This window comes from Bradyrhizobium ganzhouense (assembly GCF_049949285.1).
In the GTDB taxonomy this organism is placed as follows: Bacteria; Pseudomonadota; Alphaproteobacteria; order Rhizobiales; family Xanthobacteraceae; genus Bradyrhizobium; species Bradyrhizobium ganzhouense.
Map to the genome: position 1 here is coordinate 5,106,198 of NZ_CP181318.1, position 24,264 is coordinate 5,130,461.

Sequence of the window (24,264 nt, forward strand, 5' to 3'; positions counted from 1 at the left end):
GGGTATTCTAAGGGGTATTTTAGCATTTCTGATTTTCAAAAATGAATATCGAAAAGCCGCCCTGCGATTTAGTCGGGACCGCTTTAATCGGCATACGGCTCCCACATTCCGGCGTGCCGTCGATAGAGTACGGATGAGATGGGATGGTTCCCTTGCTGTGTCCGCTCGATAATCTGACGCAGTTCCTGCAGCCCTGAAGCATTCCCCGCATCGCAGAACGCCAGAATGTCGCGACATGGTATTGCCGCGACGAATCCATTGGGCGCCAAATGTGCAAGCGCGTTGTTCCAAAGGCCATCGACCAGCACGGCAGAGGCTTCGAAATCTCCGCCACAGAGGACCGCGAAGACGTTTCCGTAAGGTTGAACCCTAATGTCCTTCTGTATGAGAAGGGCGCGCAGGTTTGCGACGCCTCGCTGATGTAGTTCGTCCTGAGTGAGTCCGGCGTCAGACAAGTGTCTTTGCTGAACGTATTGGAAGTGGTCTACCTGGTCCACCAAGTAGGCAACCAACAGGCCGTTGTTGAGGTTGGTCAGAACGGGCGAGTCCTGACGAGACGGCACGTATTCGGCCTCTTCCGCCCCCGCAACGGGAAATCCTCGCTTCAAGCAAGCGAGCGATCGGGCACAAAACTCTCGCTCATTTTCACGGATTTCGGGAGCCATCAAGGTGGAGCTTAATGCGTCGTCGACCAACTTCACAACAACGGGTCATGAGGTGTGCCACGATTGTGGCCCCCTAAAACTCACTTTCTGCACGGTGGCAGGCGATCCACATGGATGCGTCGATTGATTGTTCCTATCGGAGACGGCTGCACGGTAGCACCACTAATGGGTGTGCCTGTGGATATCCGCCTACCAGACGACATTCGGGGTATTTTAGGGGGTATATTTTTGGGGTTTCCAGAGTAATATCAATGAATCACAATGACTTACAGTGACTTGCGATGACCCTGCGTGTTGCCACCTGGAACGTGAATTCGGTCCGGCAGCGGATCGATCTCCTGCTGACGTGGCTGAAGGAGTGCCAGCCGGACATCGTCTGCCTGCAGGAGATCAAATGCGTCGACGAGGCCTTCCCCCGCCTGGAGATCGAGGCGCTCGGCTACAACGTGGTCACGCACGGGCAGAAGACGTTCAACGGCGTCGCCCTGCTGTCGAAATTGCCGTTCGATGAGACTCAATCGGGGCTCGCCGGCGACGACGAGGACGCCCATGCCCGCTTCATCGAGGGCGTGGTGACGCTCAAGCGCGGCGTGCTGCGCATCGCCTGCCTCTATCTGCCCAACGGCAATCCGGTCGGGACCGAGAAATATCCCTATAAACTCAAATGGATGTCACGGCTTCTTGAGTACTCGAAGGAGCGTCTTAAGACCGAGGAGCCGCTGATCCTCGCAGGCGACTTCAACGTCATCCCGCATGCCCGCGACGTCCACAATCCCGCAGCCTGGATCGAGGACGCCCTGTTCAAGCCCGAGACGCGGGAGAGCTTCCAGTCCCTGCTCGGCCTCGGCCTGACCGATGCCTTGCGAGCGGTCACCGACGAACCCGGGCTCTATACCTTCTGGGATTACCAGGCCGGGGCCTGGCAGAAGAACCACGGCCTGCGCATCGACCATCTTCTGCTGTCGCCGCAGGCCAGCGACCGGCTCGCCAATGTCGGCATCGACAGTTATGTGCGGGCCTGGGAGAAGCCGTCGGACCACGTGCCGGTCTGGGCGGATCTGGATCTCGAGGCGGCGTGACGCCACCTCGGCAGACTCACTCCCGGCGGCCCTGCACCCACTGTTCCAGCATTTGCAGGCACATGGCGCGGTCGTCATCCGATGCCTTGGCGAAGGCGCGGTTGTAGTTTTCCTTGATCCAGGTCTCGTCGGTGCCGGCGCTGTCACGCGCGAGCGTCAGCCACATCAGGCCGCGCGCGGCCTGCCGCGGCAGGCGGTCGCCGTTGAACAGCATCTGCCCGAGCAGCGCCTGGGCCTCGTGCTGGCCCTTCTGGGCGGCGAGGCCTAGCCAGCGCGCGCCGTAGCGGAAATCCTCGCGCGAGGCGTCCGGCGTCTTCAGATAGAGCCGGGCGAGATCGTACTGCGCGTCCGCATTGCCGAAATAGGAGGCGGCGTAGGAGAACATCTCCCGCGCCCGGTCCGGATCAGCCTTGATCTTCGAGTTCGGGATGCCGTTCAGATAGTAGCGGCCGAGCGCGACGAAAGCGTTGGCCACGACCTGCGCCTGCGGCGCAGACGGGCTGTCCTCGGCATGCGCATTGGCGATGCGGGTGAAATAGTCGAACGCGCGCACATCGTCCTGCGCGACGCCGTCGCCATTGGCGTACATGCGGCCGAGCTTCCACTGCGCGATCGGGTGACCGCCCTCGGCGGCATATTGCAGGGCGCTGAGCGAGGTTTCCTGGGTCGCGACCGGCGGCGCCGACTTGCGCACCGCGCCCGCAGCACCGGGCAAGGTGGTCACGATCGGGATGGTCGCATCCTTCTGGTTGACCGGCGCGCCGTCAAAGGCGAGCGCCGGCGCGGCCAGCGCGGTAGCCCCCAACACAAACGCAACTATGGCACGCCTAGATGTCCGCATAGCACTGTTTCTCGTGCGCGCCGCCCGGATGGGTTACTGCCCCATCGACTGCTGGCCCAACCTGCTGAGCATATTTCCAGAGCGCACCCGACGTATGGTTAGTCGCGCGAGGGCTCCATTTGGTCTTGCGTTGAGCGAGCTCGGCGTCGGTCAACTTTACGTCAAGGACGCCAGCGACGGCGTCGATCTCGATGATGTCGCCATCCTGCAACAGTGCGATTGGGCCACCGATGGCAGCTTCGGGGCCGACATGGCCGATGCAGAAGCCGCGGGTGGCGCCGGAGAAGCGGCCGTCGGTGATGAGCGCGATTTTCCCGCCCATGCCCTGGCCGGTCAGCGCCGCGGTGGTCTGGAGCATTTCCCGCATGCCGGGGCCGCCCTTGGGGCCCTCATAGCGGATCACGATGACTTCACCTTCGCGGTATGTGCGGTTCTGGACGGCCTCGAAGGCATCCTCTTCCCGGTCGAAGCAGCGCGCCGGACCGGTGAACCTCAGACTGGACATTCCCGCGACTTTCACGATCGCACCTTCTGGCGCCAAATTGCCCTTCAGACCAACCACACCGCCGGTGACGGTGATGGGCTTGTCTGCCGGGTGCACCACGTCCTGGTGCGGATTCCATTTCACGCTTTTGAGATTTTCGGCGATCGTTCGACCGGTGACCGTCATGCAGTCGCCGTGGAGAAATCCGTTGTCGAGCAGCGTCTTCATCAGAAGCGGTATGCCGCCAACTTCAAACATGTCTTTGGCGACATAACGGCCACCCGGCTTCAAATCCGCGACATAAGGTGTCTTTTTGAAGATTTCGGCGACGTCGAAAAGGTCGAACTTGATGCCCGCCTCATGCGCGATCGCCGGCAGGTGCAGTGCAGCATTGGTCGAGCCGCCGGAGGCCGCGACCACGGCGGCTGCATTCTCGAGCGCCTTGCGGGTGACGATGTCGCGCGGCCGGAGATTGGATGCGATGAGATCCATCACCTTCTCGCCGGCGGTCATGCAGAAGGCGTCGCGGATTTCATACGGTGCCGGGGCACCGGCCGAGTAAGGCAGCGCCAGGCCAATGGCCTCTGAGACCGTCGCCATGGTGTTGGCAGTGAACTGTGCGCCGCAGGCGCCCGCCGAGGGACACGCCACGCGCTCGATCTCGTCGAGGTCCTCGTCCGACATGGCGCCGACCGAGTGCTTGCCGACGGCCTCGAACATGTCCTGCACAGTAACCTGCTGGCCCCGGAAATTGCCCGGCAGGATCGAGCCGCCGTAGATGAAGATCGAGGGCACGTTGAGGCGGACCATCGCCATCATCATGCCCGGCAGCGACTTGTCGCAGCCGGCAAGGCCAACGAGGGCGTCATAGGCGTGGCCGCGGACGGTCAACTCGACGGAGTCGGCGATGCATTCGCGCGACGGCAGCGAGGAGCGCATGCCGTCATGCCCCATGGCAATGCCGTCGGTAACGGTGATGGTGCAGAATTCGCGCGGCGTGCCGCCCGCGGATGCCACGCCCTTCTTCACCGCCTGCGCCTGGCGCATCAGGGAGATGTTGCAGGGAGCGGCCTCGTTCCAGCACGAGGCGACGCCGACGAAGGGCTGGTGGATCTGCTCGGTGGTCAGACCCATGGCGTAGAAGTAGGACCGGTGGGGGGCGCGCGCAGGGCCTTCCGTCACGTGACGGCTCGGCAGCCTTTGCTTGATGTTGGTCTTGGCGTCCATCGCGACCAGTTTCCTCGGTCCAGTTTCCTTGGCTAACCCTTGTCAGACCCGGAACATCAGACCCAAGATTTGAATCGACCTTGGGATTTTCCGCCGCCTGCAAGGGACCAGCCCAGTCCCTGAAACATTAGAGCGATTTTATTCATGTTCGGGTGTGGCCAAAAAGCGGCGCCGATGCGAACGGACTGCGATAACGGCTAAATCGCACGTGAATGTTGCTTACAAAGCACAATCGTGGCTCGGAGGACACGGAAATGCCTACAGTGTTACCCTCGCGGGACGCGTCATCCACAACTGGAGATTTTGAGACGCAGGGAGCGCGCCCGAATTTGGGGCTAAGTGGCGTACCGCGAGTGAGTCGCTCCTACTCCCTCCCCGTCATTGCGAGCGCAGCGAAGCAATCCAGAAATCTTTCCGCGGTGACAGTCTGGATTGCTTCGCTGCGCTCGCAATGACGGAGTATGAGGCAGCAGCTTCGCTCTTCCGGTACGCATTTTGAATCGTAGACACAGCTTCGCGCCCTCGCGGCGTAGTTCGCCCGAGCTTTGCCTGGTCTCTCCACCCTCTTGTCCAAGAGGGCGCAGGGAAGGCCGGGTGCCGGCGGCAATTCCGAATTTCGGTAAAGCGGAATATTTTTGATGCTGCGGATTGACAGCGTCCGCGGTGTTTTGCCCGACGGCGCAAGTAAACTTATGCTTTTCAGAAACCGCAATCGCGATATTGCCTGCTCGCCAGCCGAAAATGCGAGCCGACCTCGACGAAATCCACGTCGACGCATTAATGTCCGCGTCGAAATTTGGCGAGCCCCTCGCAGCGGAGATATTTGATGTTGATGCGCCAGCGCTTCTCAGACGGAGAATAGGTTGCGAAGTCGTGCTGGGCGCTGGCGGGTCCCTTGCACATGCCTGCGATGTAGTTGCGGATTTCAGGAGGCAGGGTGCCGATATGCTCTGGATTCCAGGGATCGTCCTTGGATGGCGAGCTTCCCCTCCTTCGTCGGCCTCTACACCGGCTGGGCGGGCCTGCACGAACTGATGTTGTGAGCGCAGCGGGTCTTGCCGTTTCCGGACGACCCCGCATAGAATGCCTGGGTGGGGACGAAGCAGACTCCCCGTGAGACTTCGGTCCAAGTCTGCGCAGCACGCATTTCGTGGAGCTTGCGCATGGACACCCAATCCCCTCACCGATATTCCGTAGCCATTGTTTCGCGGGGCGACGCAGCCGTGCGCCGCGACGCCACCGCTCAAAACAGCCGCTTCGTTCGCGTCTTCGAAGCCCTCGCCGCCGTCGGCATTGCGGCGCAACCGGCCATCTATGACGAAAGCTTCGCCGATGCTGTCCGCGATCAGTTGCTTGCGGTCGACGGTGTGCTTGTCTGGGTCGATCCGATCCATCAGGGCAAGATACGCGCAGAGCTGGATGCCTTGCTGCGCGATGTCGCCGCGCGCGGTCCTTGGGTGAGCGCGCATCCAGACGTCATCCTGAAGATGGGCGTCAAGGAGGTGCTCTACCGGACGCGCGATCTCGGTTGGGGCGCCGACACCCATCGCTATGACAGCGCTGCCGCCTTCGCAGCAGAATTTCCACAGCGCCTGCGGGCTGACGGCCCGCGCGTTATCAAGCAGAATCGCGGCAACGGCGGCCAGGGCGTCTGGAAGGTCGAGGCGCTCTCGAACGCGATCCCCGCGGTCCGCGTGCTCCATGCGCTGCGCGGCAGCCTTCCGGAAGACATGCCGCTCGATGCCTTCATCGCGCGATGCGAACCGTATTTCGGCTGCGGCGGCTGCATCATCGATCAGCCGTTTCAACCTCGCCTGCCCGATGGAATGATCCGCTGCTACATGAGCGGCGCCAGGGTCGCGGGCTTCGGCCATCAACTGATCAAGGCCTTGATCCCGCCACCGCCACAGGGTCCGGAGTCACCCGAGGCGCAACCGGGCCCTCGGATCATGCACGGACCCGACGCGCCGCAATTCCAGGCGCTGCGACGGCGGGTCGAGGACGAATGGACGCCGCAGATGATGAAGCTGCTGGCCATCGACGAAGCGTCGCTGCCGGTGATCTGGGACGCCGACTTCCTCTTCGGGCCACGCGACGCGGCCGGCGCCGATACTTACGTTCTCTGCGAGATCAATGCGAGCTCGTGCTTCGCGATCCCCGATGAGGCGCCGGCGACGATCGCACGGACGGTTCGCGAGCGATTGGTGAGCACGAGGCCGTAGTTGCGGCGGTGGCGCGCGGTGACGCGTGCGCAAGCTTCAGGCGCGCTGGTCCGCGCCGCGATCGAAATGCGCGAACACCGCGCTCGTCAGACCACCGAGCAAGGTCCAGAACACCAGGCTCGTCACCGTCACCGCCGTGACGAACTGATGCGTCAGCGACGACGGCACGTTGGTCTCGATGTTGGCAAGCTCCGGTGCGCCGATCAGATGCGGCAGGGTCAGAAGGATCACGCCTGATATCGCCGCCGGCACCGAGCGGCGGAAGGCGATCAGAGCGAGCCCTCCGGCGGTGGCCAGCACGGCGGCGAGCCACCAGATCTGGCGCGACAAGAGCGGTGCGGTAGGCACGCCGGGCAGCTCGGGCGGCAGGCCGAGGCCGGGCGCCAGGGTGAAGACGGCAAAGCCCGCCAGGCCCCACATCAGGCCTTCGTGCCAAGAGACGCTCGCGCCAGTGGCGCCGCTGCGCACGGCGAAGAAGCCGGCCAGCAGCAGCGCGAAGCCGGTCGCGGTCAGGATGTTGGCGGCGGCGGTATAGGCGTTGCGCTCAAAACCATCGCGCGGCTCCCAGGCCCCTGCGCCATGGTCGCCGGCGCCATGATCATGGGCGGCGTGATCGTGGGCGGCATGGTCATGGTCTGCGTGGTCATGCCCGGCTGCTGCCGGCTGCGCAGTGACCGGAGCGTCATTCTGGTGCACCTCCGCCGCCTTCTCGAAGACTTCCGCCTTCAGGATCAGGGGGACGGTGCCAAACTGCTGGACGACGGTGACGATGAGACCGACGATGAAACCGGTAATGACCGACGCGAAGACGATCCAGCGAAATGTGCTCATGCCGTCCCGGTTAGTGGCAGGGGAACGCGTTCGAGTGGCGTACGTCGTGGGCCGCGTTGTGGACGACGTCGATGTGGGAGAAGCCGACCATGCCGACGACAAACACGCCGAGCACCATGGCCATCAGAGCCTGCGACAGCCGTCCCACCTGCCCGGCGGCGACCGGAAGCGTGACCTGGGCCGTGGTCTGGGCGTTGGCGAGCTGGGACTGGCTCATAGTCTATTCTCCGTTGGCGATTTGCGCGTCTTCTAGCAGCTTCCGGGCGATGTCGCGACTGGTAAGATGCAGGCTTGTCCCCGGCAAAATGCCCTTGCGGGCGATCTTGGCGCCTGCGGCGGCCCGAAAGACGGCCTCAAACTGCCGGAAATAGACGAGGCAGGCGTCCGGCGTCGGCTCGGTGCCGAGCAAGGTCCGGAAGGCGCCCCAGTGCACGGCGCAGATCGCGCCATGGCCCGTGACGGGAAACACCAGCGAGGCGATGTCGTCGCGCCAATGGACTTCGTTGCTCAAGCTGTCGCGTGCCCCGTGAGCACCATGGGTAATCTCCTGGCGACAACCCTACCACAGCCATCAACGAATTCCGCCGGCTCACAATCAGGCCGGCTCCCGCTCCGCGCGCCCTGATCGTGGTGCGATGATTGTCGTCGTTCAACCCGATGCAGCGGGTCTTGTCGGGGTACGGGATCACCTGGCGCGGTTGCGATCCTTGCAAGCCTTAGTGCGCGCCCTTGAGCGTGCAGGAGGTGGTGCAGGTCACCGTATTGCCGTGATCGCACGACTTGCAGGCGGCAACGCACTGGTTCATGTCGCGGGGATTGTAGCTGTAGTTCCGCAGCGCGCAGAGCGGGGTCGAGCCGGTGACGTCCTGCTCCTGGTTGCAGGCTGCCGTCAGAAGCGCAAACAAGACGACCGCAAACAGACGCATGGGATGTCAACCATCGGACGATCAACGTTCACGGGCAATTTCGCACGGCAACCTTGCCCCAGGCATTCCCATCGCCGAGAAACGCAATGCGCGGCTTCCCCGGTTCGCATCGAGGATGCATCTCAATCGTTAAGAACGGCTTGCGATCATGCGCGATCCGGCAAACGCAGGGATGCCGCGTCGTGCCTGGTTCCAATTGGAACCCTTAGGCCATGTCAGGCCGCGGCCTTGGTCGCAATCGCCTGGCGCATGTCCACGGCAAGCTGACGATACTGCTCCCCGAGCCTCAGGTAGAACTCGCGCTTTTTGCTGTCGGTGGCGAGCTTGGCAATCAACTCGCATTCGGCGGTGAGCGTCTCAAACCGCTCCAGCCTGTCCTCAAGTTCTGTCATCGGCGTATCCCCAATCAAACGCCTCAAGGACAGCTAACCTAAGCCCGCACATTAGGTCACGGCGAACATCGTTATGGGGTAGAATGAATTATTCGCGCGGACGGCTATTTGCTGTCCATCCGCCAGGCGCCGTCCCAATCGGCTGCCGGCGGAGTGATCTCGAACTGCGCGATGCGGGCGAGCATGGTGCGCGACGGGCCGTCGCCGGGAGCACGCTCCAGCGCCGCGTTAAACGCGATGCGTGCGTCGTCGAAGCGGCACGCGCGATAGGCGGCAAGGCCCTCCGCGTAGTGCGTGCGCAGGCTCTCCTGCGGCTCGGCGAGCGCGCCCGCCCGGCCCATCACCTCGAACACCGGCTGCGGCGCGCTTTGGCCGACCACCGCAAGACGGTCGATCTCGCGCAGCTCGAGCCGCGCTCCGATCGCCTCGGCGGTCGCCTGCGAGATCAGGATGCGGGTGCCATAGACCTTGTTGACGGCCTCCAGCCGCGAGGCAAGGTTCACGGCGTCGCCCATCACCGTAAAACTCATCATCAGCTCGGAGCCAATGCTGCCGGTCAGGACCTCGCCGGTGGCAATGCCGATGCGCAGATCGCACGGCACCGGCATGGCGCGGATGCCGAGCAGATCCGGCAATTGCTTCTGCAGCGCGGGCACCTGGTCGGCCATGTCGATGGCGGACAGGCCTGCGAGCAGCGCCTGCTCGTCCTCCTCGACGAAGGGCGGGCCCCAATAGGACATGATGGCGTCGCCGATATATTTGTCGATCACGCCGCGGTTGTTCCGGATCGGAGCGGACATCACCGTGAAATAATGATTCATCACCTTGACGAGGCCGCGCGGGGTCATGCCCTCGCTCATCGAGGTGAAGCCGCTCATGTCAGAGAACATGATCGTCATCACCCGGCGCTGGCCGTCGATGGCGATTTCCGGCCGGTCGATCAGCCCCTGCACCACCTTAGGATCGATGTATCGGCCGAAGGTCTCGCGGACGCGCTCGTTGTGGCGCAATTGCTCGATCATGCGGTTGAAGGCGGCCGCGAGCTCGCCGATCTCGTCCTGGGTCGAGACGGTGATGGTCTTGTCGAAGCGCCCCGCCTCGACCTCACGGGTGCCGGCAAGCAGCAGCCGCACCGGGCGGGTGATGCCGCCACTGACGAGCAGCGCAAAGGCAAATCCGACGATGGCCGCAAGCAGCGTCACGACGCCGGAGATGATGATCGCCTGCCGCTGGTGGCCGATCACCGTCGATGTGCTCGCGAAGACCTGCTTGAGCATGTCGGCGCGGATCGTATCGATCCTCTGGTTGAACTGATCGCGCAGGGCGTCGAGATGCTCCAGCGTGCCGCGCGCCTCCGGCATCTGCTTGGCATCGATCTGCTTGAGGAGCTTTGCGTGATCCTCGTTCGTGCCGAGGCGCAGCTCGGAGACGGCGGTCTCGATGCGGGTGTCGATCCGCGCCAGCGTGGCATTGTCCGACGGCGTCCTGGTATCTTCGATGATCGCATTGATGAGCTTGCGCGCGGCCGAGGTCTCCTCCTCGATCTTCCGGTCGGCCTCCTCGAACTCGTGAAGGCGCGCCGCATAGGCCTCCTCGTCCGGGGTGTCCTGCATCTTCATCATGACCATCCGCCGGAGCGCCACCGATCGCTCCAGCGAGCGGATATTGGCCCGCGCGAGATCGCCATAGGCCGGGATGTAGCGATTGGTCAGCTCGTCCAGGAGAACGCCGACCTGGCTCGACATCACCATCGACAGGATCGAGGTGACCAGCATCAGGACGATCAATCCGAGGGCGATGCCGACGATCTTGCGCCTGATCGACTGGTTGAAAAGCGGCATGAGGTGCGGGCAAAGCCTGAAAAGGAGGGTCTGCGGAACTCAATACACCGGATTTTGGCCCGGGAACACGCGCAATCGGGCTGTTCGCGGCGCCGGGAGCCTCAGGCAGCCGTCGCGCGAGGCTCATTCGTTAACAAAGGATAAAAGCCTTGCTCGATCCCCCGTTGCACGGGTTCCCGCTTTCCATCCGTATTTTGCCGCATTGTTGCGAGAGCGTGAGGAATGCGAAACGATGTCGTGCCATCGTTTTGGTGTCGTCATTGATTCTCGAGCCGCATGTCGTCGCGGACCTTGGTTTGTAGTGGTTTCGCAGGGGGACCATCGAATGAACCAGTGCCTACGCTCGCTCGCGTGTGTCGTTGCCGTGGCCGCATTGGCCCTCCTTCCCGCCGAGCTGGCAGCGAAGAGCAGTCATAAGTCATCTGCGTCGAAGAAGACGCATGAGGCCAAATCCGTCAGCAAGGCGAGCAGCAAGTCCGGCAAGCAGCGGCATGCTGCGGCCAAGCGCAAATCGAAGAAGCAGAACGACGAGCCCGCGGACAAACCCGCACCGCCGCCGCTGACCGGCGACCTCGCCGCGCTCAAAGACGCCATCGACCTCGCGCGCAAGGGCAAGTCCGATGACGCGACCGCGGCGCGCGACCGCATTGCCGATCCCGCCGGACAAAAGCTCGCCGACTGGTTCATGCTGCGCCATTCCGAGAGCACGGCGAATTTCAAACGCTACGCCGCCTTCCTCGCCGCCAATCCGGATTGGCCGAGCGCCGCGCTGCTGCGCCGGCGCGCCGAAGCGCAGCTGTGGCAGGAGAAGAGCGACGCGGTCACCGTGCACGCCTTCACGATGGACCGGCCGACCAGCGCCAAGGGCAATTTCGCGCTCGCCCGCGTGCTCATCGCCGAAGGCGACAGCGACAGGGCCGCACGTCTGGTGCGCGAGGCCTGGCGTTCGGAGGAGTTGTCCGAACGTAGCGAGGAAGATTCCTATGCAGCGTTCCGCGATCTCCTCACCGCGGATGATCATCGCGCCCGCATGGACAAGCGCCTCGGCGCCAAGGACTATGCCGGAGCAAGGCGCGCGGCCAAGCGGCTCGGCGAGGACTCGCTCGCGATCGTCAAGGCCTGCGCCGCGGTCAATGGCAAGGAGAACAAGGCCAAGGACTATCTCGACGACGTGCCGGCGGATGCACGCCGCGACCTCGGCTACGTCCTGTGCCGCGCGCAGTGGCACTTGCAGAAGGACCGCATCGACGATGCGGCCGAGGTGATCCTCGCTGCCGCGCCCGACACCATGGCGGCGCAGGATACCGATGCCTGGTGGCGCGAGCGCCGCCTGCTGGCGCGAAAACTGCTCGACCAGGGCAAATCCAGGACGGCGTATGACGTCGTGCGCGCGGCCGCGGTGCCGGCAATGGAAGTCTATCGCGTCGACTATCACTTCATGTGCGGCTGGATCGCGCTGCGCTACCTCGACGATCCCAGGACCGCGATGACGCACTTTGCGGCGATCGACGAGGGCTCGCCCAATCCGCTCGCGCTGTCGCGCGCTCATTACTGGCGCGGCCGTGCGGCCGAGGCGATGGGCGCCGTCGCCGATGCGCAGCAGAGCTACAAGGCGGCCGCGCGCTATCCGACCGCCTATTACGGCCAGCTTGCCCGTGCACGGCTTGGCCTCGAGGGAGTCGAGCTGCGCGCGCCCTCGCCCGTGCTGGCTTCCGCCGGCACGCCGCCCACAGACGAGCGCGTGCGCGCCGCCGACATGCTGTACGGCATCGGCGAGCGCGACACGGTGTATTACTACGCCGAGGATTTCGCCAAGGAGAGCACCGACGTCGCGGCGCTCGAAGCGCTCGCCGAGCTCGCCGGCCGACGCAACGATGCGCGCGTCATGTTGGAGGTCGGCAAGTCGGCGCTGGCGCGCGGGCTTGCGCTCGACCATTACGCCTTCCCGACCATCGGCATCCCCGAGCACAAGCAGGTTGCGCCCGCGATCGAGACCAGCGTGATCTATTCGGTGGCGCGCACCGAGAGCTCGTTCAACCAGCGCGACAAGTCGGCTGCGAACGCCGTCGGCCTGATGCAAGTCACGCCGGAAGCCGGCCGCGACACCGCAAAACGCTTCGGCCTGACCTATGACTGGGACAGGATGGTCTCCGATCCCGTCTACAACACGCAGATGGGCGCAGCCGAGCTCAGTGCACTGCTGTCGGAATATCGCGGCAGCCAGATCATGACCTTCGCCGGCTACAATGCCGGCCGCGGCCGCGTGCGCGAATGGGTGCAGGCACACGGCGATCCCAGAGATCCCAAGATCGATCCGGTCGACTGGGTCGAGCGCATCCCGCTGTCGGAGACGCGCAACTACGTGCAGCGGGTGATGGAGAACGTGCTGGTGTACCGCGCCCGATTCGAGGGCCGCGGCGTGATGGCGGGAAAGGACGACCGGCGTGTCACGGCACAAGACCTGAGCGCGGCACCGACGGCATCGGCCGCAGCCCCCTCGCCCTAGGCCCGCACCGCCGGGGCTGGAACGCGGCGCGAGGCTGGACGGGGTGACTGCGGCCGACGGCTCTGCGCGGCCGGCATCGTGGGGTTAGCCGTCACCTCCTTCCGTGGTCAGAAGGTCGTGCGCGCGCAGATAGGCCTCGGTCAGCGAGCGCGAGAGTGCGCCCATCTGCATCATCAAGCTCCAGGCCGAAATGGCCGAGAGCACCGTGATCGTCTCGAGCGAACTGCGGTAGGGCCAGAATACCCCCATGGCCGTCTGCTGCCGGTAGCAGTCATAGTCGCAGTACCGCGCTTGCATGGACGCATGCCGGAGGTAACTCGCGCCCAGCGGCCGGGCGCAGGCGCTACAGGTGGCGCCGAGGCGAGGTGATTCCTGATTGACCAGCATGAATCTCAATGTCGTGTCCTCTCCTGCCGCCTCGACCGGCTCTCTCCTCAAGACGCTACTCGCGCGCGCCCTCCGATCCACGCCACCGCTTCGTGATGACGCGCGTAGCATTCGTGGTTGCAGTAGGGCAGCAGCGTTCGGACGTCGCGCAAATAGGCGTCGCTGATCTCCTCGCAGCACCACAGACAGAACGTCTTGCGGAAAGGGGTCCGCCCGTTCACCAATATGAACCTCACGTGGCACCTCCCAGCGCGAAGCAATAGACCGTATCGACCAGGGAAGCGGATGGCGGCGGCGCGCAAAGATGGTTGCGGCCGTCGGGATTGTCCCTGTTTCGCTCGACTTTCTGGACCGGGATCAGGATGTATTTGCCGTCTTCCCGGCGCCGCGCGTAGATCTTGCCATCGACGTAGCGGATTTCGGTCGGGTAGCAATCCGCGCTGTTGCAGCAGCTCAGCACCGGATTGTCGGGCATGTGCCAGCTCGAATAAAACTTCTCGTGCAGAAGCTCGTCCTGAGGCGGATGGTGACGGTGTGCAGCATCCTGCCCAGCCTCGTCGGCCTTCACGCCCGTCATCAGGGGAAGCGGCAGCGCGATCGCCAGGAGGAGCTTGCCAACACGGTTCAACACACAGCCTCCTAATTCGGAAGTTTCCTGGTGGAGCGATTCCTGCGGCTGGTGCTCACGCTGCCTGAAATCGGAACAGCCAGCGGCGGTCGCGCTCACGGCGCGCCCTGAAACGATCGAGACATTTCCTCGAGCAGAGCGGCGTTCGCCAGGAATAGTATCGGATCAGGCCAAACTTCCCGGCACAGACAGCACAGCCCTTTGCGTCGGGACGGCGCTCGGAGTGTTCAGGCCTATCGCACATCATCCTCTCCTCTTGGCCTCTCATGGGTCCTCGTGCACTGAGGCACGGTCCCACGTTCGTCACGGAAAATGCGGCTTCTCAATCGCGACCTGCCAATTCATCCGGCAGGTCAGAGTGGCGGAGGCAGGGCCCGTCTCTTTCGGTGCAGCACACCTAGCGTCCCGGCAATTTGTGCTCCGCAATCGACTCCTCTCGATTGGACTTATCCTAGGCCGCGTGCAGCGGATCGCTCAATTGTACGGAGGTAAATGCGCGCTAGAACTAGGGATGCGCGAGCTATACGTAGGTTTGTCCCGTAGTTTTCCGGAACTGCGCAACGAGACGGCGCAAGGCGCGCAAGCTGCACGGCGCCCGCGAGTTTCGCGCAGAGTCCGGCTTTGGCCGGAGGGAATTGCCCCTGTTGTGGCAAAGTGCTCTACTCGCTTGGCCCCCAGCGCGCCGGGACGGCTGCGATGATGCCTGGCCAGATCGCGAAATTTGGAAATTCGGCCGCACAATTCCTGCTCGGCGGCCTTGCGGCGCTTCGATCATTCGGCAACGGCGAGAAGGACAAGCCCGCGCTCGCAGAAGGCTCGCTGCAAGACATCGATCTGCGCGACGCCGTGAAGCAATGGCGCGAGGTGTTCGAGCACAATCCGGTCATGTACTTCATGGTCGACCCGGCCGGAACGGTGCTCAACGTGAATACGTTTGGCGCTGCACAGCTGGGCTACAAGGCGGCCGACCTGATCGGCCAATCCGTGCTCAACGTCTTCTTCGAGGAAGACCACGACTCCGTCCGCCGGTGCATCGCGTTGTGCCTGGAGACAGTGGACCAGCCGCACACCTGGGAGATTCGCAAGATCCGGAAGGATGGCTCGATCCTCTGGGTCCGTGAAAACGCCAAGGCCATGCTGCGCCCCGACGGCACGCCCATGGTGCTGGTCGCCTGCGAGAACATCACCCAGCGCAAGGAGGCGGAGGATGCGCTGCGGCAAAGCGAGGCCTACCTCGCCCATGCGCAGGAACTGAGCCACACCGGCAGCTTCGGCCTCAGCCTCGCGACGGGCGATGCCGTCTGGTCGAGGGAGACCTTTCGCATCTTCCAATGTGACCCGGCGACGAAGCCGACCCTTAACTTCGTCTTTCAGCGCATCCATCCGGAAGATCGCGACAGGGTCAGAAGAACCCTTGATCGGGCTTCCGTCGAAGCGGAGAATCTCGACCACGAATATCGCCTGCTGATGCCGGATGGATCGGTCAAATATCTCCATTCGGTGGCACGCGCGGTGCGACACGCATCCGGGCGCATCGAATTTGTCGGGGCCATCACTGATGTCACGGTTGCAAAGGAGGCGGAAGAGAGGCTGCGTCGCAGCGAGGCCTATTTGGCCGAAGCCCAGCGCCTCAGCCATACGAGCAGCTGGGCCTGGGACGTGCGTCGTCAGGAATTCGCTTACAGATCGGCCGAGCTTTTCCGCCTGTTCGGATTTGAACCGGACCAGATCGACGTACCGGCACGGGATTTCCAGCAGCGTATCCTGCCTGAAGATTTTCGACGGATTGCCGAGGTGGAGCGTCAGGCCGTCCGGCAAAAGGAGCCCTTCCAGATCGACTTTCGGATTGCGCGTCCGGACGGCTCGATCAGGCGCGTCCACACGGAGGGTCATCCCGTCATCGGCAGCGACGGCGAGGTGATGGAAATCATCGGCACGCATGTCGACGTCACCGAACAGTTCGCGGCCAAGGAGGCGCTGCAAAGGGCATTCGACGAGCTCAAGACATCCGAGCAGCGATTCCGCGACTATGCCGAAACCGCGTCGGACTGGTTCTGGGAGACCGGGCCGGATCACCGCATCACGCACATATCGGAACATGCCGACACGTCCACGGCTGCGCCGACCGGTCTGATCGGCCTGACACGTTGGGACGTTCCGCCCGATGCCGAGCTCGAGCCCGAGAAGTGGGAGCAGCATCGCCTGGCGCTCGATGCCCATCTTCCGTTCCGCGATTTGGTCTACCGCAGCAGAGATCGCAACGGACATCCAATCTATGTGCGCACCAGCGGCAAGCCGTTCCATGATGCAAGCGGCAGCTTTCTCGGCTATCGCGGCGTCAGCAGCGACGTGACGTCGGCGATCCGAACCGAGCAGGCCGAAGAAGCGCTGCGCAAGGCGCAAGCCGAGCTCACCCATGTCACGCGCGTGACGATGCTCGGCGAACTCACCGCCTCGATTGCCCATGAAATCACCCAGCCTCTTGCCGCCGTGATCTCCAATGCGGACGCCTGCATCAGCTGGCTCGGCCGCGAGCCCGCCGATCTGACGGCTGCACGCCGTTCGGCGGAATGGATCGTCGAGGACGCCAATCGGGCCAGCGAGGTGATCCGCCGGATCAGGGCGCTGGCGAAGAAGACCGAGATCGAGGTGATTCCGCTCGACATCAACCAGGTCGTCAGGGAGGCCGTGGCACTCGTTCGGCGCGAGCTCGCCACCAATGCCGTATCGGTGCGGATGGAGCTGGCGTCCGACCTGCCCAGGATTTGCGGCGACCGGATCCAGCTCCAGCAGGTCCTGATCAACCTGGTGATAAACGGGATCGAGGCCATGCAGGCCAATGTCGACCGCCCGCGCGAGCTGGCGATCCGCTCCAGCCATGCGGACGAAGACGGCGATCGCCGCCTGCTCCTCACCGTGACGGATCGCGGCGTCGGCCTCGGCAAGGACGTGACGGACCGCATCTTCACGCCCTTCTTCACCACGAAATCGGGCGGCCTGGGCATGGGCCTCTCGATCTGCCGATCAATCATCGAGGCTCACGCAGGACGGCTTTCGGCCTTCCCCAATGAAGGGAGTGGAGCAACATTCCAGATCGCCCTGCCCTTGCAGCACAAGGACATGTCGTGACTGATCATGCCAAGCAGGCGCAGGCGAATGCCGATGAACCGATCGTTTTGATCGTCGATGACGATCCGTCGATGCGCCGCGCGCTCACCAATCTCTTTCAATCGGTTGGTCTCAAGGTCGAAGCCTTCGGCTCAGCGGCGGAGGTCATGGACGCCAAGCCGCTGGCGGTCCCCAGTTGCCTCGTGCTCGACATTCGCCTGCCGGGCTTGAGCGGCCTCGACCTTCAGGCCGACCTCGCCAAGGCCAACATTTACACGCCTATCATCTTCATCACCGGTCATGGCGATATTCCCATGACCGTCAGGGCCATGAAGAGCGGCGCTGTCGATTTCCTGACCAAGCCGGTACGCGACCAGGACATACTGGATGCGGTGCAGGCCGCGCTCGAACGGGACCGCAAGCGGCGCGATGCCGAGAAGTCGGTCTCGGGCGTGCGATCCCGCTTCGAGACCCTGAGCGCGCGCCAGCGCGACGTCCTCAGCCTGGTCGCGTCCGGCCTGATGAACAAGCAGGTCGCCGCCGAGCTGGGATTGGCCGAGATCACCGTCAAGATCTATCGCGGGCAGATCATGCGGAAAATGGGCGCCAAGTCATTGGCCGATCTCGTCAGAATGACCGACGCGCTCGGGATCCCGCGCACGAGGGGAAACCTGCAAACCTAAGTATGCTTCCCAATCTCGCTCCGGGGGCCCACCTTCCGGTGGGCGGCCGTGTCGCGGCCGGTGGCTCCCCTATCAGGAGCGATCATATTGTCAGTGCCTCCGATTATTTCCGTCATTGATGATGATCCATCCGTTCGCCTTGCGACGAACAACCTCCTGACGTCGCGGGGATACACGGTCTACACCTTTGGCTCCGCTCACGAATTTCTCCAATCCGGCGAATTCGATAAGATCTCCTGCGTGATCGCGGATGTGCAGATGTCGGTCATGAGCGGCGTCGATCTGTTGATGCATATGCGCGACCTCGGGCACCTCACACCATTCATCTTCATGACGGCTTTTCCCGACGACGCCGTGCGCGCCCGCGCGCTGAAGGCCGGCGCGATCTGCTTTCTCGCCAAGCCGTTTTCCACGCCGACCCTGCTTCAATGCCTGGAGACAGCTCTGTCGGGTCCCGGAAAAGCTACGACGTGACGTGTCCGCGCCCTGGAGGCCCACCCATAGCCGGAAGCACGTTGCGTCAATCCACCGTAATGTTCGCCGCCTTGATGATCGGCCACCACTTCGCGATCTCGGCTTTCTGCCGCGCGCCGAGCGCCTCCGGCGTGAGCTGATCCTTGGGCGTCATCTCGAGGCCCTGGCTTTCGAGCTGCTTCTTCACGGCGGGATCGTTCAGCGCTTCGACGGCGGCTGCATTGAGCCTGGTGACGATTTCCTTCGGCGTGCCCTTCGGCACCCACAGGCCTGACCACAGCGTCATGTTGAAGCCCTTCAGGCCGGCTTCATCCGCGGTCGGGATGTCGGGCGCCGAGGCGAGACGCTTGTCGTCGGTGATGGCGTAGGCGCGGATGGTGCCGGCGCGGACCTGGTTGATGGAGTTGGAGGTCTGGTCGACGATGACGTCGATCTGGCCGGCGATCAAATCGTTCAGCGCGGGGGCGGTGCCGCGATACGGTACGTATTGCAGCTTGATGCCGGAGACGCTCTCGAAATAGACGCCGGCGATGTGGCTGCCGGAGCCTGCGCCCGCAGTGCCGGCGGTCGGCGGCGACGGCCGCGATTTCAGCCATTCCAGCAGTTCCTTCAGCGAAGTCGCGGGCACCGCGTTCTTGCTGACCACGATCATCGGATTGCTCGGAAGCAGCACCACCGGCTCGAGATCGGCGACGAGATCGTAATTGAGCTTGTAGACCGCGCCATTGGCAACATGCGTGCCGAGATGGCCGAACGAGATGGTGTAGCCGTCCGGCGCCGAATGCACGGCGCGGCCGACACCGATCGAGCCGCCGGCTCCGGTGACGTTCTCGATCACCAGAGCCTGTCCGAGCGATTGGCGCATCCGCTCGGCGAGCACACGCGCCATCGCATCGGAGGGACCGCCGGCCGCGAAGGGAACGATGATGGTGATTGGGCGCGAGGGATAGTCGTCGGCGCGCGCGATGCCTGCAAAAGCGAGAATGCCGATCAGCCCGGCCCAGACGGCCTTGTTCATTGTACTCTCCCCAACGATATCGTTCTTGTTCTTGTCTCTTCCCGCGTACGGGAAGAGGGTTCGTTCGTGAAGAGACGAAATGACGCGCTAGAATTGCGAATAGTCGATCGGCTTATGGCGATCGAGCGTGCGGGTCACCGGCGGCAGCGGGTATTTGAGGCCGGTGGCGCAGTTGAACAGCATCACGCGGTCGGTCTTGCTGACGCGGCCGTCGGCGAGGCTATCCTTGTAGGCAGCATAGGTCGCGGCGCCCTCGGGGCACAGCAACAGCCCCTCCTCGCGCGCCACTTCGTTCAGCGCTGCCGAAATCTTGTCGTCGTCGACGGCGATGGCAAATCCCTTGCTCTCGCGAACGGCGCGCAAAATCAGGAAGTCGCCGATCGCCTGCGGCACGCGAATGCCGGATGCGATGGTGTGAGCGTCCTCCCAGCGCGTGGCGTGCTCGGTGCCGGCCTCATAGGCGCGCACCATCGGCGCGCAGCCCGACGCCTGCACCGCGACCATGCGCGGACGCTTCGAGCCGATGAAGCCGATCTTTTCCAGCTCGTCAAAGGCCTTCCACATGCCGATCAGGCCGGTGCCGCCGCCGGTCGGATAGAAGATCACGTCGGGCACGTCCCAGTTGAGCTGCTCGGCAAGCTCGAGGCCCATCGTCTTCTTGCCTTCGATCCGGTACGGCTCCTTCAATGTCGAGGTGTCGAACCAGCCGACCTTCGCCTTGCCCTCGCCGACGATCTTGCCGCAATCGTCGATATAGCCGTTGACGCGGTAGACGGTCGCGCCCTGCAGCTCGATCTCGCTGACGTTCACCTCCGGCGTATCGGCCGGGCAGAAGATCGTGGTCTTGATGCCGCAGGACGTCGCGTAGGCCGCAAGCGCCGCGCCGGCATTGCCGTTGGTCGGCATCGCCATGTGCTTGATGCCGAGCGCCTTGCCCATCGACACCGCCATCACGAGGCCGCGCGCCTTGAACGAGCCGGTCGGCAGCCGTCCCTCGTCCTTCACGATGATCTCGCCGCCGCCGAGCTTCTTGCCGAGCTTGGGCAGCCGGATCAGCGGCGTGGTGACTTCGCCGAGCGAGACGATGTCCTTGCATTTGCGCACCGGCAGCAGCTCGCGGTAGCGCCACATGTCTGCGGGGCGCTGTGCGAGCGCGTCCTTGGTCAGCGCCTTCTTCACGCCGGCAAGGTCGTAACGCACCAAGAGCGGCTTGCCGGCCTTGGAGAGGTTGTGGACCTGATCGGCCGCGTAATGATCGCCCTCCATCGCGCATTCGAGATGGGTGACGAAGGTCGGGCGTTCGATGGTCAGGTTGTCGTTGTCGTGCATGGGTTCATTCCCTTTTGTTATTCTGCATTCCGTATTTGATCCGTCACCCTGAGGTGCGAGCCATGCGGCGCAACGCGCCGTATGGAGAGCCTCGAAGGGCGACGAGCCCGGCTGCCGCATCTCGGCCGTGCATCCTTCGAGGCTCGCTTTGCTCGCACCTCAGGATGACGGATCGGGCACGGCGCCGCCGTTCGATCGTCAAATATTCAACACCCGCCCGTAGGCATCCAGCACGGCTTCCTTCATCATCTCCGACAGGGTCGGATGCGGGAACACCGTGTGCATCAGCTCTTCTTCCGTGGTCTCCAGATTCATGGCGACGACGTAGCCCTGGATCAGCTCGGTCACTTCAGCGCCGACCATGTGGGCGCCGAGCAGCTGGCCGGTCTTCTTGTCGAAGATCACCTTGACCAGGCCCTGATCCTCGCCCAGCGCAATCGCCTTGCCGTTGCCGACGAAGGGGAAGCGGCCGACGCGGATCTCGCGGCCGTTCTCCTTGGCCTTGGCTTCGGTGAGGCCGACGGAGGCGACCTGCGGCTGGCAATAGGTGCAGCCGGGGATCAGGTTCTTGTCCATGGGATGCGGATGCAGGCCCTTGATCGCCTCGACGCAGATCACGCCTTCATGCTCGGCCTTGTGGGCCAACATGGGCGGACCGGCGACGTCGCCGATGGCGTAGATGCCGGGGACGTTGGTCTTGCCGTAGCCGTCGATCACGATGCAGCCGCGGTCAGTCTTGACGCCGAGCTTTTCCAGCCCGAGATTCTCGATGTTGCCGACGACGCCGACCGCGGAGATCACGCGCTCGAACTCGGTGGTGACGGGCTTGCCCTTGCCGTCGTCGATGGTGGCGACGACGCTGTCGGCTTTCTTCTCCAGTTTTGTCACCTTGGTCGAAGACATGATCTTGATGCCCTGCTTCTCCAGGCGTTTTCGCGCGAGACCGGCAATCTCCGCGTCCTCGGCAGGGAGGATTTGCGGCAGCACCTCGACGACGGTGACATCCGAGCCCATGGTGTGGAAGAACGAGGCGAACTCGATGCCGATCGCGCCCGAGCCGACCACCAGCAGCGATTTCGGCATCCGCTCCGGCACCATCGCCTCGAAATAGGTCCAGATCAGCTTCTTGTCGGGCTCGAGCCCCGGCAGCACGCGCGGCCGCGCGCCGGTCGCAACGATGATATGTTTTGCCTGATAAGTCCCCTCGCCCAGCGAGCCCTTGGGACCCTCGACGTCGGACTTCTTCACCGTGACCTTGCCGGGCGCGTCGATCGAGGCGGCGCCCCAGATCACGCTCACTTTGTTCTTCTTCATCAGGAAGCCGACGCCGTCGTTCAGCCGCTTCGAGACGCCGCGCGATCGTTGCACCACCGCCTTCGGGTCGAACGAGACGTTATCGGCCGACAGGCCGTAATCCTTGGCGTGCTGCATGTAGTGGTAGATCTCGGCCGAGCGCAGCAGCGCCTTGGTCGGGATGCAGCCCCAGTTCAGGCAGATGCCGCCGAGATAGGATTTCTCGACGATCGCGACCTTGAAGCCGAGCTGCGCAGCGCGGATCGCGGTAACATAGCCGCCGGGGCCGGAGCCGATGATGATGACGTCGAAGGATGTGTCGGCCATGTACGCTCGTTCTCGCTCCAACCGGCCTTAACGTTCGAGACCGTCATTGCGAGGAGCTCTTGCGACGAAGCAATCCAGTCTGCCGGTCACGTCCTGGATTGCTTCGCTTCGCTCGCAATGACGACGCGATTTTCTCGTCACACCATCATCATGACGGGGTTTTCGATCAGCTGCTTGAACGCACCAATCAGCTCGGCGCCGAGCGCGCCGTCGATGGCACGGTGATCGCAGGACAAGGTCACGCTCATCATGTTCGCGATCTCGATCTTGCCGCCGCGCACGACGGGCCGCTCCTCGCTGGTGCCGACCGCGAGGATCGTGGCGTGCGGCGGATTGATCACCGCCGTGAAGTGGCTGATGCCGAACATGCCGAGGTTGGAGACGGCCGTGGTGCCGCCCTGATACTCTTCCGGCTTCAGCTTGCGCGAGCGGGCGCGGGCAGCAAAGTCCTTCATCTCGTTGGAGATGGTCGAGAGCGTCTTGGTCTCGGCCTTGCGGATGATCGGCGTGATCAGGCCGCCCGGCATCGCAACCGCAACGCCGACGTCCGAATGGTGGTGCTTGACCATGCCGCTTTCGGTCCAGCTGACGTTGCAGTTCGGGATCTTCTGCAGCGCGACCGCCATCGCCTTGATGACGAAGTCGTTGACGGAAATCTTGTAGAGCGGCTTCTTCTCCTTGTCCTTCGGAGCGGCCGCATTGATCTCTTCGCGTGCGGCGAGGAGCTTGCCGATGTCGCAGTCGATGGTCAGGTAGAAGTGCGGGACGTTCTGGATCGACGCGGTCAGGCGCTGCGCGATGGTGCGGCGCATGCCGTCATGCGGGACGATGTCGTAGGAGCCCGGCTCGAACAGCGACAGGATCTGCTTGTCCGACATGGTCGGCGCGATCGAGGGCGCACCGCCGGACGGCGCCGCGGCGGGCGCTTTGAGGCCCTTGCCGGACTTGGCCTGCTCGACGTCGCGCGCAACGACACGGCCGTGCGGGCCGGTGCCGGTGACCATGCCGACATCAATGCCGGCTTCCTTGGCGATGCGGCGCGCCAGCGGTGATGAGAACACACGGCCAGCATGGCCGTTGCTCTGCGCGGCTGGAACTGCTGCCTGCGGTGCCGGTGCGGCGGCGGGCGGCGGTGCAGCCTTGGGCGCGGCTGGCGCGGGAGCGGCAGCAGCGGGAGCTTCAGCGGCCTTGGGCGGCGCTGCCGAGGCGCTGGGCTTGGCGGCGCCAGCGGCCTTCACGTCCTCGCCCTCGCCGGCGAGCACCGCGATCACGTCGTTGACCGGGACGTCCTGCGTGCCCTCGGGCACCAGGATCCTGGCGATCGTGCCCTCGTCGATGGCCTCGACCTCCATGGTGGCCTTGTCGGTCTCGATCTCGGCGATGACATCGCCGGATTTGACCTTGTCGCCTTCCTTCTTCAGCCACTTGGCGAGGTTGCCCTTCTCCATCGTTGGCGAAAGAGCGGGCATCAGGATGTTGATGGGCATGCTGACCTCACGAAGAACTTCTCAAAATGTCGTCCCCGGGAGCGAGGACGAACAGACCAGGTTTAGTTGCCGATGTCGCCCTGCCACAGGCGCTCATTGGCGGGGATGGAACGCCAATTCTTCATCATGGTGATGGAGCGGTCGTCGGCAAGGTCGATCCAGGGAATCCCGAACTTGTCGAGAATATCCTTGGAGCCCGGGAAGGTGACGGATTCCCCGATCACCACCAGTTGGACCTTGAACAAAGCGAGCGCGCCGGCACACATCGAGCATGGCGACAGCGTGGTGTACATGACGGTGTCATGGAACGGGATCGCACCGGCTTCGCGCAGGCAGCTCATCTCGCCATGAAGGATCGGATTGTTCTCCTGCACGCGGTTGTTGTGGCCGCGGGCGATGATCTTGTTGTCGCGCGTCAGCACGGCGCCGATCGGCAGGCCGCCTTGCGCGATCGAGGCCTCCGCTTCGCGGATCGCCTCCAGCATGAAATCGTAATGGTGGGATTCGACGGCCACG

22 protein-coding genes are annotated in these 24,264 nt (G+C 63.7%); 6 read left to right on the plus strand and 16 right to left on the minus strand.

Going from position 1 to position 24,264, the window contains the following annotated elements:
* Positions 1-83: 83 nt before the first annotated feature.
* Positions 84-701, minus strand: a complete 618-nt coding sequence (locus tag ACLFLU_RS23420; RefSeq protein ID WP_426407220.1) for a DUF1444 family protein — start codon at positions 699-701, stop codon at positions 84-86.
* A gap of 245 nt (positions 702-946) precedes the next feature.
* On the opposite strand from ACLFLU_RS23420, the gene xth reads away from it, so the two are divergent.
* The gene (gene xth / locus ACLFLU_RS23425) at positions 947-1,744 is read left to right on the plus strand and encodes an exodeoxyribonuclease III (RefSeq protein WP_426407221.1); all 798 of its coding nucleotides are present in this window, start codon (positions 947-949) and stop codon (positions 1,742-1,744) included.
* Positions 1,745-1,760: 16 nt separating this feature from the next.
* Here xth and ACLFLU_RS23430 read toward each other — a convergent pair whose 3' ends face one another.
* Both ACLFLU_RS23430 and ilvD read right to left on the minus strand, forming a co-directional pair.
* Positions 1,761-2,585, minus strand: coding sequence for a tetratricopeptide repeat protein (locus ACLFLU_RS23430; protein ID WP_426407222.1), 825 nt, complete (start codon positions 2,583-2,585; stop codon positions 1,761-1,763).
* Positions 2,572-4,296, minus strand: coding sequence for a dihydroxy-acid dehydratase (gene ilvD / locus ACLFLU_RS23435; protein ID WP_426407223.1), 1,725 nt, complete (start codon positions 4,294-4,296; stop codon positions 2,572-2,574). The genes ACLFLU_RS23430 and ilvD overlap by 14 nt, the downstream gene beginning before the upstream one ends.
* A 1,163-nt stretch (positions 4,297-5,459) precedes the next feature.
* On the opposite strand from ilvD, the gene ACLFLU_RS23440 reads away from it, so the two are divergent.
* Complete coding sequence (locus ACLFLU_RS23440; protein WP_426407224.1) at positions 5,460-6,518, plus strand: Cj0069 family protein; 1,059 nt, start codon at positions 5,460-5,462, stop codon at positions 6,516-6,518.
* Between the two features lie 36 nt (positions 6,519-6,554).
* On the opposite strand, the gene ACLFLU_RS23445 is transcribed toward ACLFLU_RS23440, so the two are convergent.
* The 6 genes from ACLFLU_RS23445 to ACLFLU_RS23470 form a co-directional block, all read right to left on the minus strand.
* Positions 6,555-7,349 carry a CbtA family protein gene (locus ACLFLU_RS23445; RefSeq protein WP_426407225.1) on the minus strand — a complete coding sequence of 265 codons (795 nt, stop codon included), beginning with the start codon at positions 7,347-7,349 and terminating at the stop codon, positions 6,555-6,557.
* Between the two features lie 10 nt (positions 7,350-7,359).
* Positions 7,360-7,566, minus strand: a complete 207-nt coding sequence (locus ACLFLU_RS23450; protein WP_426407226.1) for a CbtB domain-containing protein — start codon at positions 7,564-7,566, stop codon at positions 7,360-7,362.
* A 3-nt stretch (positions 7,567-7,569) separates the two neighbouring features.
* Complete coding sequence (locus ACLFLU_RS23455) at positions 7,570-7,860, minus strand: hypothetical protein (protein ID WP_426407227.1); 291 nt, start codon at positions 7,858-7,860, stop codon at positions 7,570-7,572.
* Positions 7,861-8,065: 205 nt separating this feature from the next.
* Positions 8,066-8,275, minus strand: coding sequence for a hypothetical protein (locus tag ACLFLU_RS23460; RefSeq protein WP_426407228.1), 210 nt, complete (start codon positions 8,273-8,275; stop codon positions 8,066-8,068).
* A gap of 215 nt (positions 8,276-8,490) precedes the next feature.
* Positions 8,491-8,667: a hypothetical protein gene (locus ACLFLU_RS23465; protein WP_187437514.1), complete on the minus strand. Its 177-nt coding sequence runs from the start codon at positions 8,665-8,667 to the stop codon at positions 8,491-8,493.
* A gap of 104 nt (positions 8,668-8,771) precedes the next feature.
* Positions 8,772-10,508 carry an adenylate/guanylate cyclase domain-containing protein gene (locus tag ACLFLU_RS23470; RefSeq protein WP_426407229.1) on the minus strand — a complete coding sequence of 579 codons (1,737 nt, stop codon included), beginning with the start codon at positions 10,506-10,508 and terminating at the stop codon, positions 8,772-8,774.
* 325 nt (positions 10,509-10,833) lie between these two features.
* On the opposite strand from ACLFLU_RS23470, the gene ACLFLU_RS23475 reads away from it, so the two are divergent.
* Positions 10,834-13,014: a transglycosylase SLT domain-containing protein gene (locus ACLFLU_RS23475; protein ID WP_426407230.1), complete on the plus strand. Its 2,181-nt coding sequence runs from the start codon at positions 10,834-10,836 to the stop codon at positions 13,012-13,014.
* Positions 13,015-13,098: 84 nt separating this feature from the next.
* Here ACLFLU_RS23475 and ACLFLU_RS23480 read toward each other — a convergent pair whose 3' ends face one another.
* On the minus strand, positions 13,099-13,311 hold the full coding sequence (locus tag ACLFLU_RS23480) for a hypothetical protein (protein ID WP_426407231.1): 213 nt from the start codon (positions 13,309-13,311) through the stop codon (positions 13,099-13,101).
* A gap of 322 nt (positions 13,312-13,633) precedes the next feature.
* Positions 13,634-14,128 carry a hypothetical protein gene (locus ACLFLU_RS23485; protein WP_426407232.1) on the minus strand — a complete coding sequence of 165 codons (495 nt, stop codon included), beginning with the start codon at positions 14,126-14,128 and terminating at the stop codon, positions 13,634-13,636.
* A 597-nt stretch (positions 14,129-14,725) separates the two neighbouring features.
* Here ACLFLU_RS23485 and ACLFLU_RS23490 point away from each other — a divergent pair.
* The 3 genes from ACLFLU_RS23490 to ACLFLU_RS23500 all read left to right on the plus strand — a co-directional run bounded on the left by ACLFLU_RS23490 (position 14,726) and on the right by ACLFLU_RS23500 (position 18,294).
* Positions 14,726-17,158, plus strand: coding sequence for a PAS domain-containing sensor histidine kinase (locus ACLFLU_RS23490; RefSeq protein WP_426407233.1), 2,433 nt, complete (start codon positions 14,726-14,728; stop codon positions 17,156-17,158).
* Complete coding sequence (locus ACLFLU_RS23495; RefSeq protein WP_426407234.1) at positions 17,155-17,820, plus strand: response regulator transcription factor; 666 nt, start codon at positions 17,155-17,157, stop codon at positions 17,818-17,820. Before ACLFLU_RS23490 ends, ACLFLU_RS23495 begins: the two co-directional genes overlap by 4 nt.
* Positions 17,821-17,907: 87 nt before the next feature.
* Positions 17,908-18,294 (plus strand): response regulator transcription factor, encoded by a 387-nt coding sequence (locus ACLFLU_RS23500; protein WP_426414054.1) that lies wholly within the window; start codon positions 17,908-17,910, stop codon positions 18,292-18,294.
* Positions 18,295-18,340: 46 nt separating this feature from the next.
* On the opposite strand, the gene ACLFLU_RS23505 is transcribed toward ACLFLU_RS23500, so the two are convergent.
* From ACLFLU_RS23505 to ACLFLU_RS23525, 5 genes are all read right to left on the minus strand, one after another.
* On the minus strand, positions 18,341-19,312 hold the full coding sequence (locus ACLFLU_RS23505) for a tripartite tricarboxylate transporter substrate binding protein BugD (protein ID WP_426407235.1): 972 nt from the start codon (positions 19,310-19,312) through the stop codon (positions 18,341-18,343).
* Positions 19,313-19,399: 87 nt separating this feature from the next.
* Positions 19,400-20,641 carry a threonine synthase gene (locus ACLFLU_RS23510; protein ID WP_426407236.1) on the minus strand — a complete coding sequence of 414 codons (1,242 nt, stop codon included), beginning with the start codon at positions 20,639-20,641 and terminating at the stop codon, positions 19,400-19,402.
* A 198-nt stretch (positions 20,642-20,839) separates the two neighbouring features.
* A complete protein-coding gene (lpdA, locus tag ACLFLU_RS23515) occupies positions 20,840-22,261 on the minus strand; it encodes a dihydrolipoyl dehydrogenase (RefSeq protein WP_426407237.1) in 1,422 nt (473 codons plus the stop codon).
* Between the two features lie 137 nt (positions 22,262-22,398).
* Positions 22,399-23,748, minus strand: a complete 1,350-nt coding sequence (locus tag ACLFLU_RS23520; protein ID WP_426407238.1) for a pyruvate dehydrogenase complex dihydrolipoamide acetyltransferase — start codon at positions 23,746-23,748, stop codon at positions 22,399-22,401.
* 62 nt (positions 23,749-23,810) lie between these two features.
* Positions 23,811-24,263: a nucleoside deaminase gene (locus ACLFLU_RS23525; protein ID WP_426407239.1), complete on the minus strand. Its 453-nt coding sequence runs from the start codon at positions 24,261-24,263 to the stop codon at positions 23,811-23,813.
* Position 24,264 lies beyond the last annotated feature (1 nt).

Excerpts from the sequence above, each read along its gene's own strand:
- ACLFLU_RS23430 (WP_426407222.1), bottom strand. The coding sequence starts at position 2,585 with ATGCGGACATCTAGGCGTGCCATAGTTGCGTTTGTGTTGGGGGCTACC.
- ACLFLU_RS23520 (WP_426407238.1), bottom strand. The coding sequence starts at position 23,748 with ATGCCCATCAACATCCTGATGCCCGCTCTTTCGCCAACGATGGAGAAG.
- ACLFLU_RS23480 (WP_426407231.1), bottom strand. The coding sequence starts at position 13,311 with ATGCAAGCGCGGTACTGCGACTATGACTGCTACCGGCAGCAGACGGCC.
- ACLFLU_RS23470 (WP_426407229.1), bottom strand. The coding sequence starts at position 10,508 with ATGCCGCTTTTCAACCAGTCGATCAGGCGCAAGATCGTCGGCATCGCC.
- ACLFLU_RS23505 (WP_426407235.1), bottom strand. The coding sequence starts at position 19,312 with ATGAACAAGGCCGTCTGGGCCGGGCTGATCGGCATTCTCGCTTTTGCA.
- ACLFLU_RS23490 (WP_426407233.1), top strand. The coding sequence starts at position 14,726 with ATGATGCCTGGCCAGATCGCGAAATTTGGAAATTCGGCCGCACAATTC.
- ilvD (WP_426407223.1), bottom strand. The coding sequence starts at position 4,296 with ATGGACGCCAAGACCAACATCAAGCAAAGGCTGCCGAGCCGTCACGTG.
- ACLFLU_RS23475 (WP_426407230.1), top strand. The coding sequence starts at position 10,834 with ATGAACCAGTGCCTACGCTCGCTCGCGTGTGTCGTTGCCGTGGCCGCA.
- lpdA (WP_426407237.1), bottom strand. The coding sequence starts at position 22,261 with ATGGCCGACACATCCTTCGACGTCATCATCATCGGCTCCGGCCCCGGC.
- ACLFLU_RS23460 (WP_426407228.1), bottom strand. The coding sequence starts at position 8,275 with ATGCGTCTGTTTGCGGTCGTCTTGTTTGCGCTTCTGACGGCAGCCTGC.
- ACLFLU_RS23440 (WP_426407224.1), top strand. The coding sequence starts at position 5,460 with ATGGACACCCAATCCCCTCACCGATATTCCGTAGCCATTGTTTCGCGG.
- xth (WP_426407221.1), top strand. The coding sequence starts at position 947 with ATGACCCTGCGTGTTGCCACCTGGAACGTGAATTCGGTCCGGCAGCGG.
- ACLFLU_RS23465 (WP_187437514.1), bottom strand. The coding sequence starts at position 8,667 with ATGACAGAACTTGAGGACAGGCTGGAGCGGTTTGAGACGCTCACCGCC.
- ACLFLU_RS23510 (WP_426407236.1), bottom strand. The coding sequence starts at position 20,641 with ATGCACGACAACGACAACCTGACCATCGAACGCCCGACCTTCGTCACC.
- ACLFLU_RS23445 (WP_426407225.1), bottom strand. The coding sequence starts at position 7,349 with ATGAGCACATTTCGCTGGATCGTCTTCGCGTCGGTCATTACCGGTTTC.
- ACLFLU_RS23450 (WP_426407226.1), bottom strand. The coding sequence starts at position 7,566 with ATGAGCCAGTCCCAGCTCGCCAACGCCCAGACCACGGCCCAGGTCACG.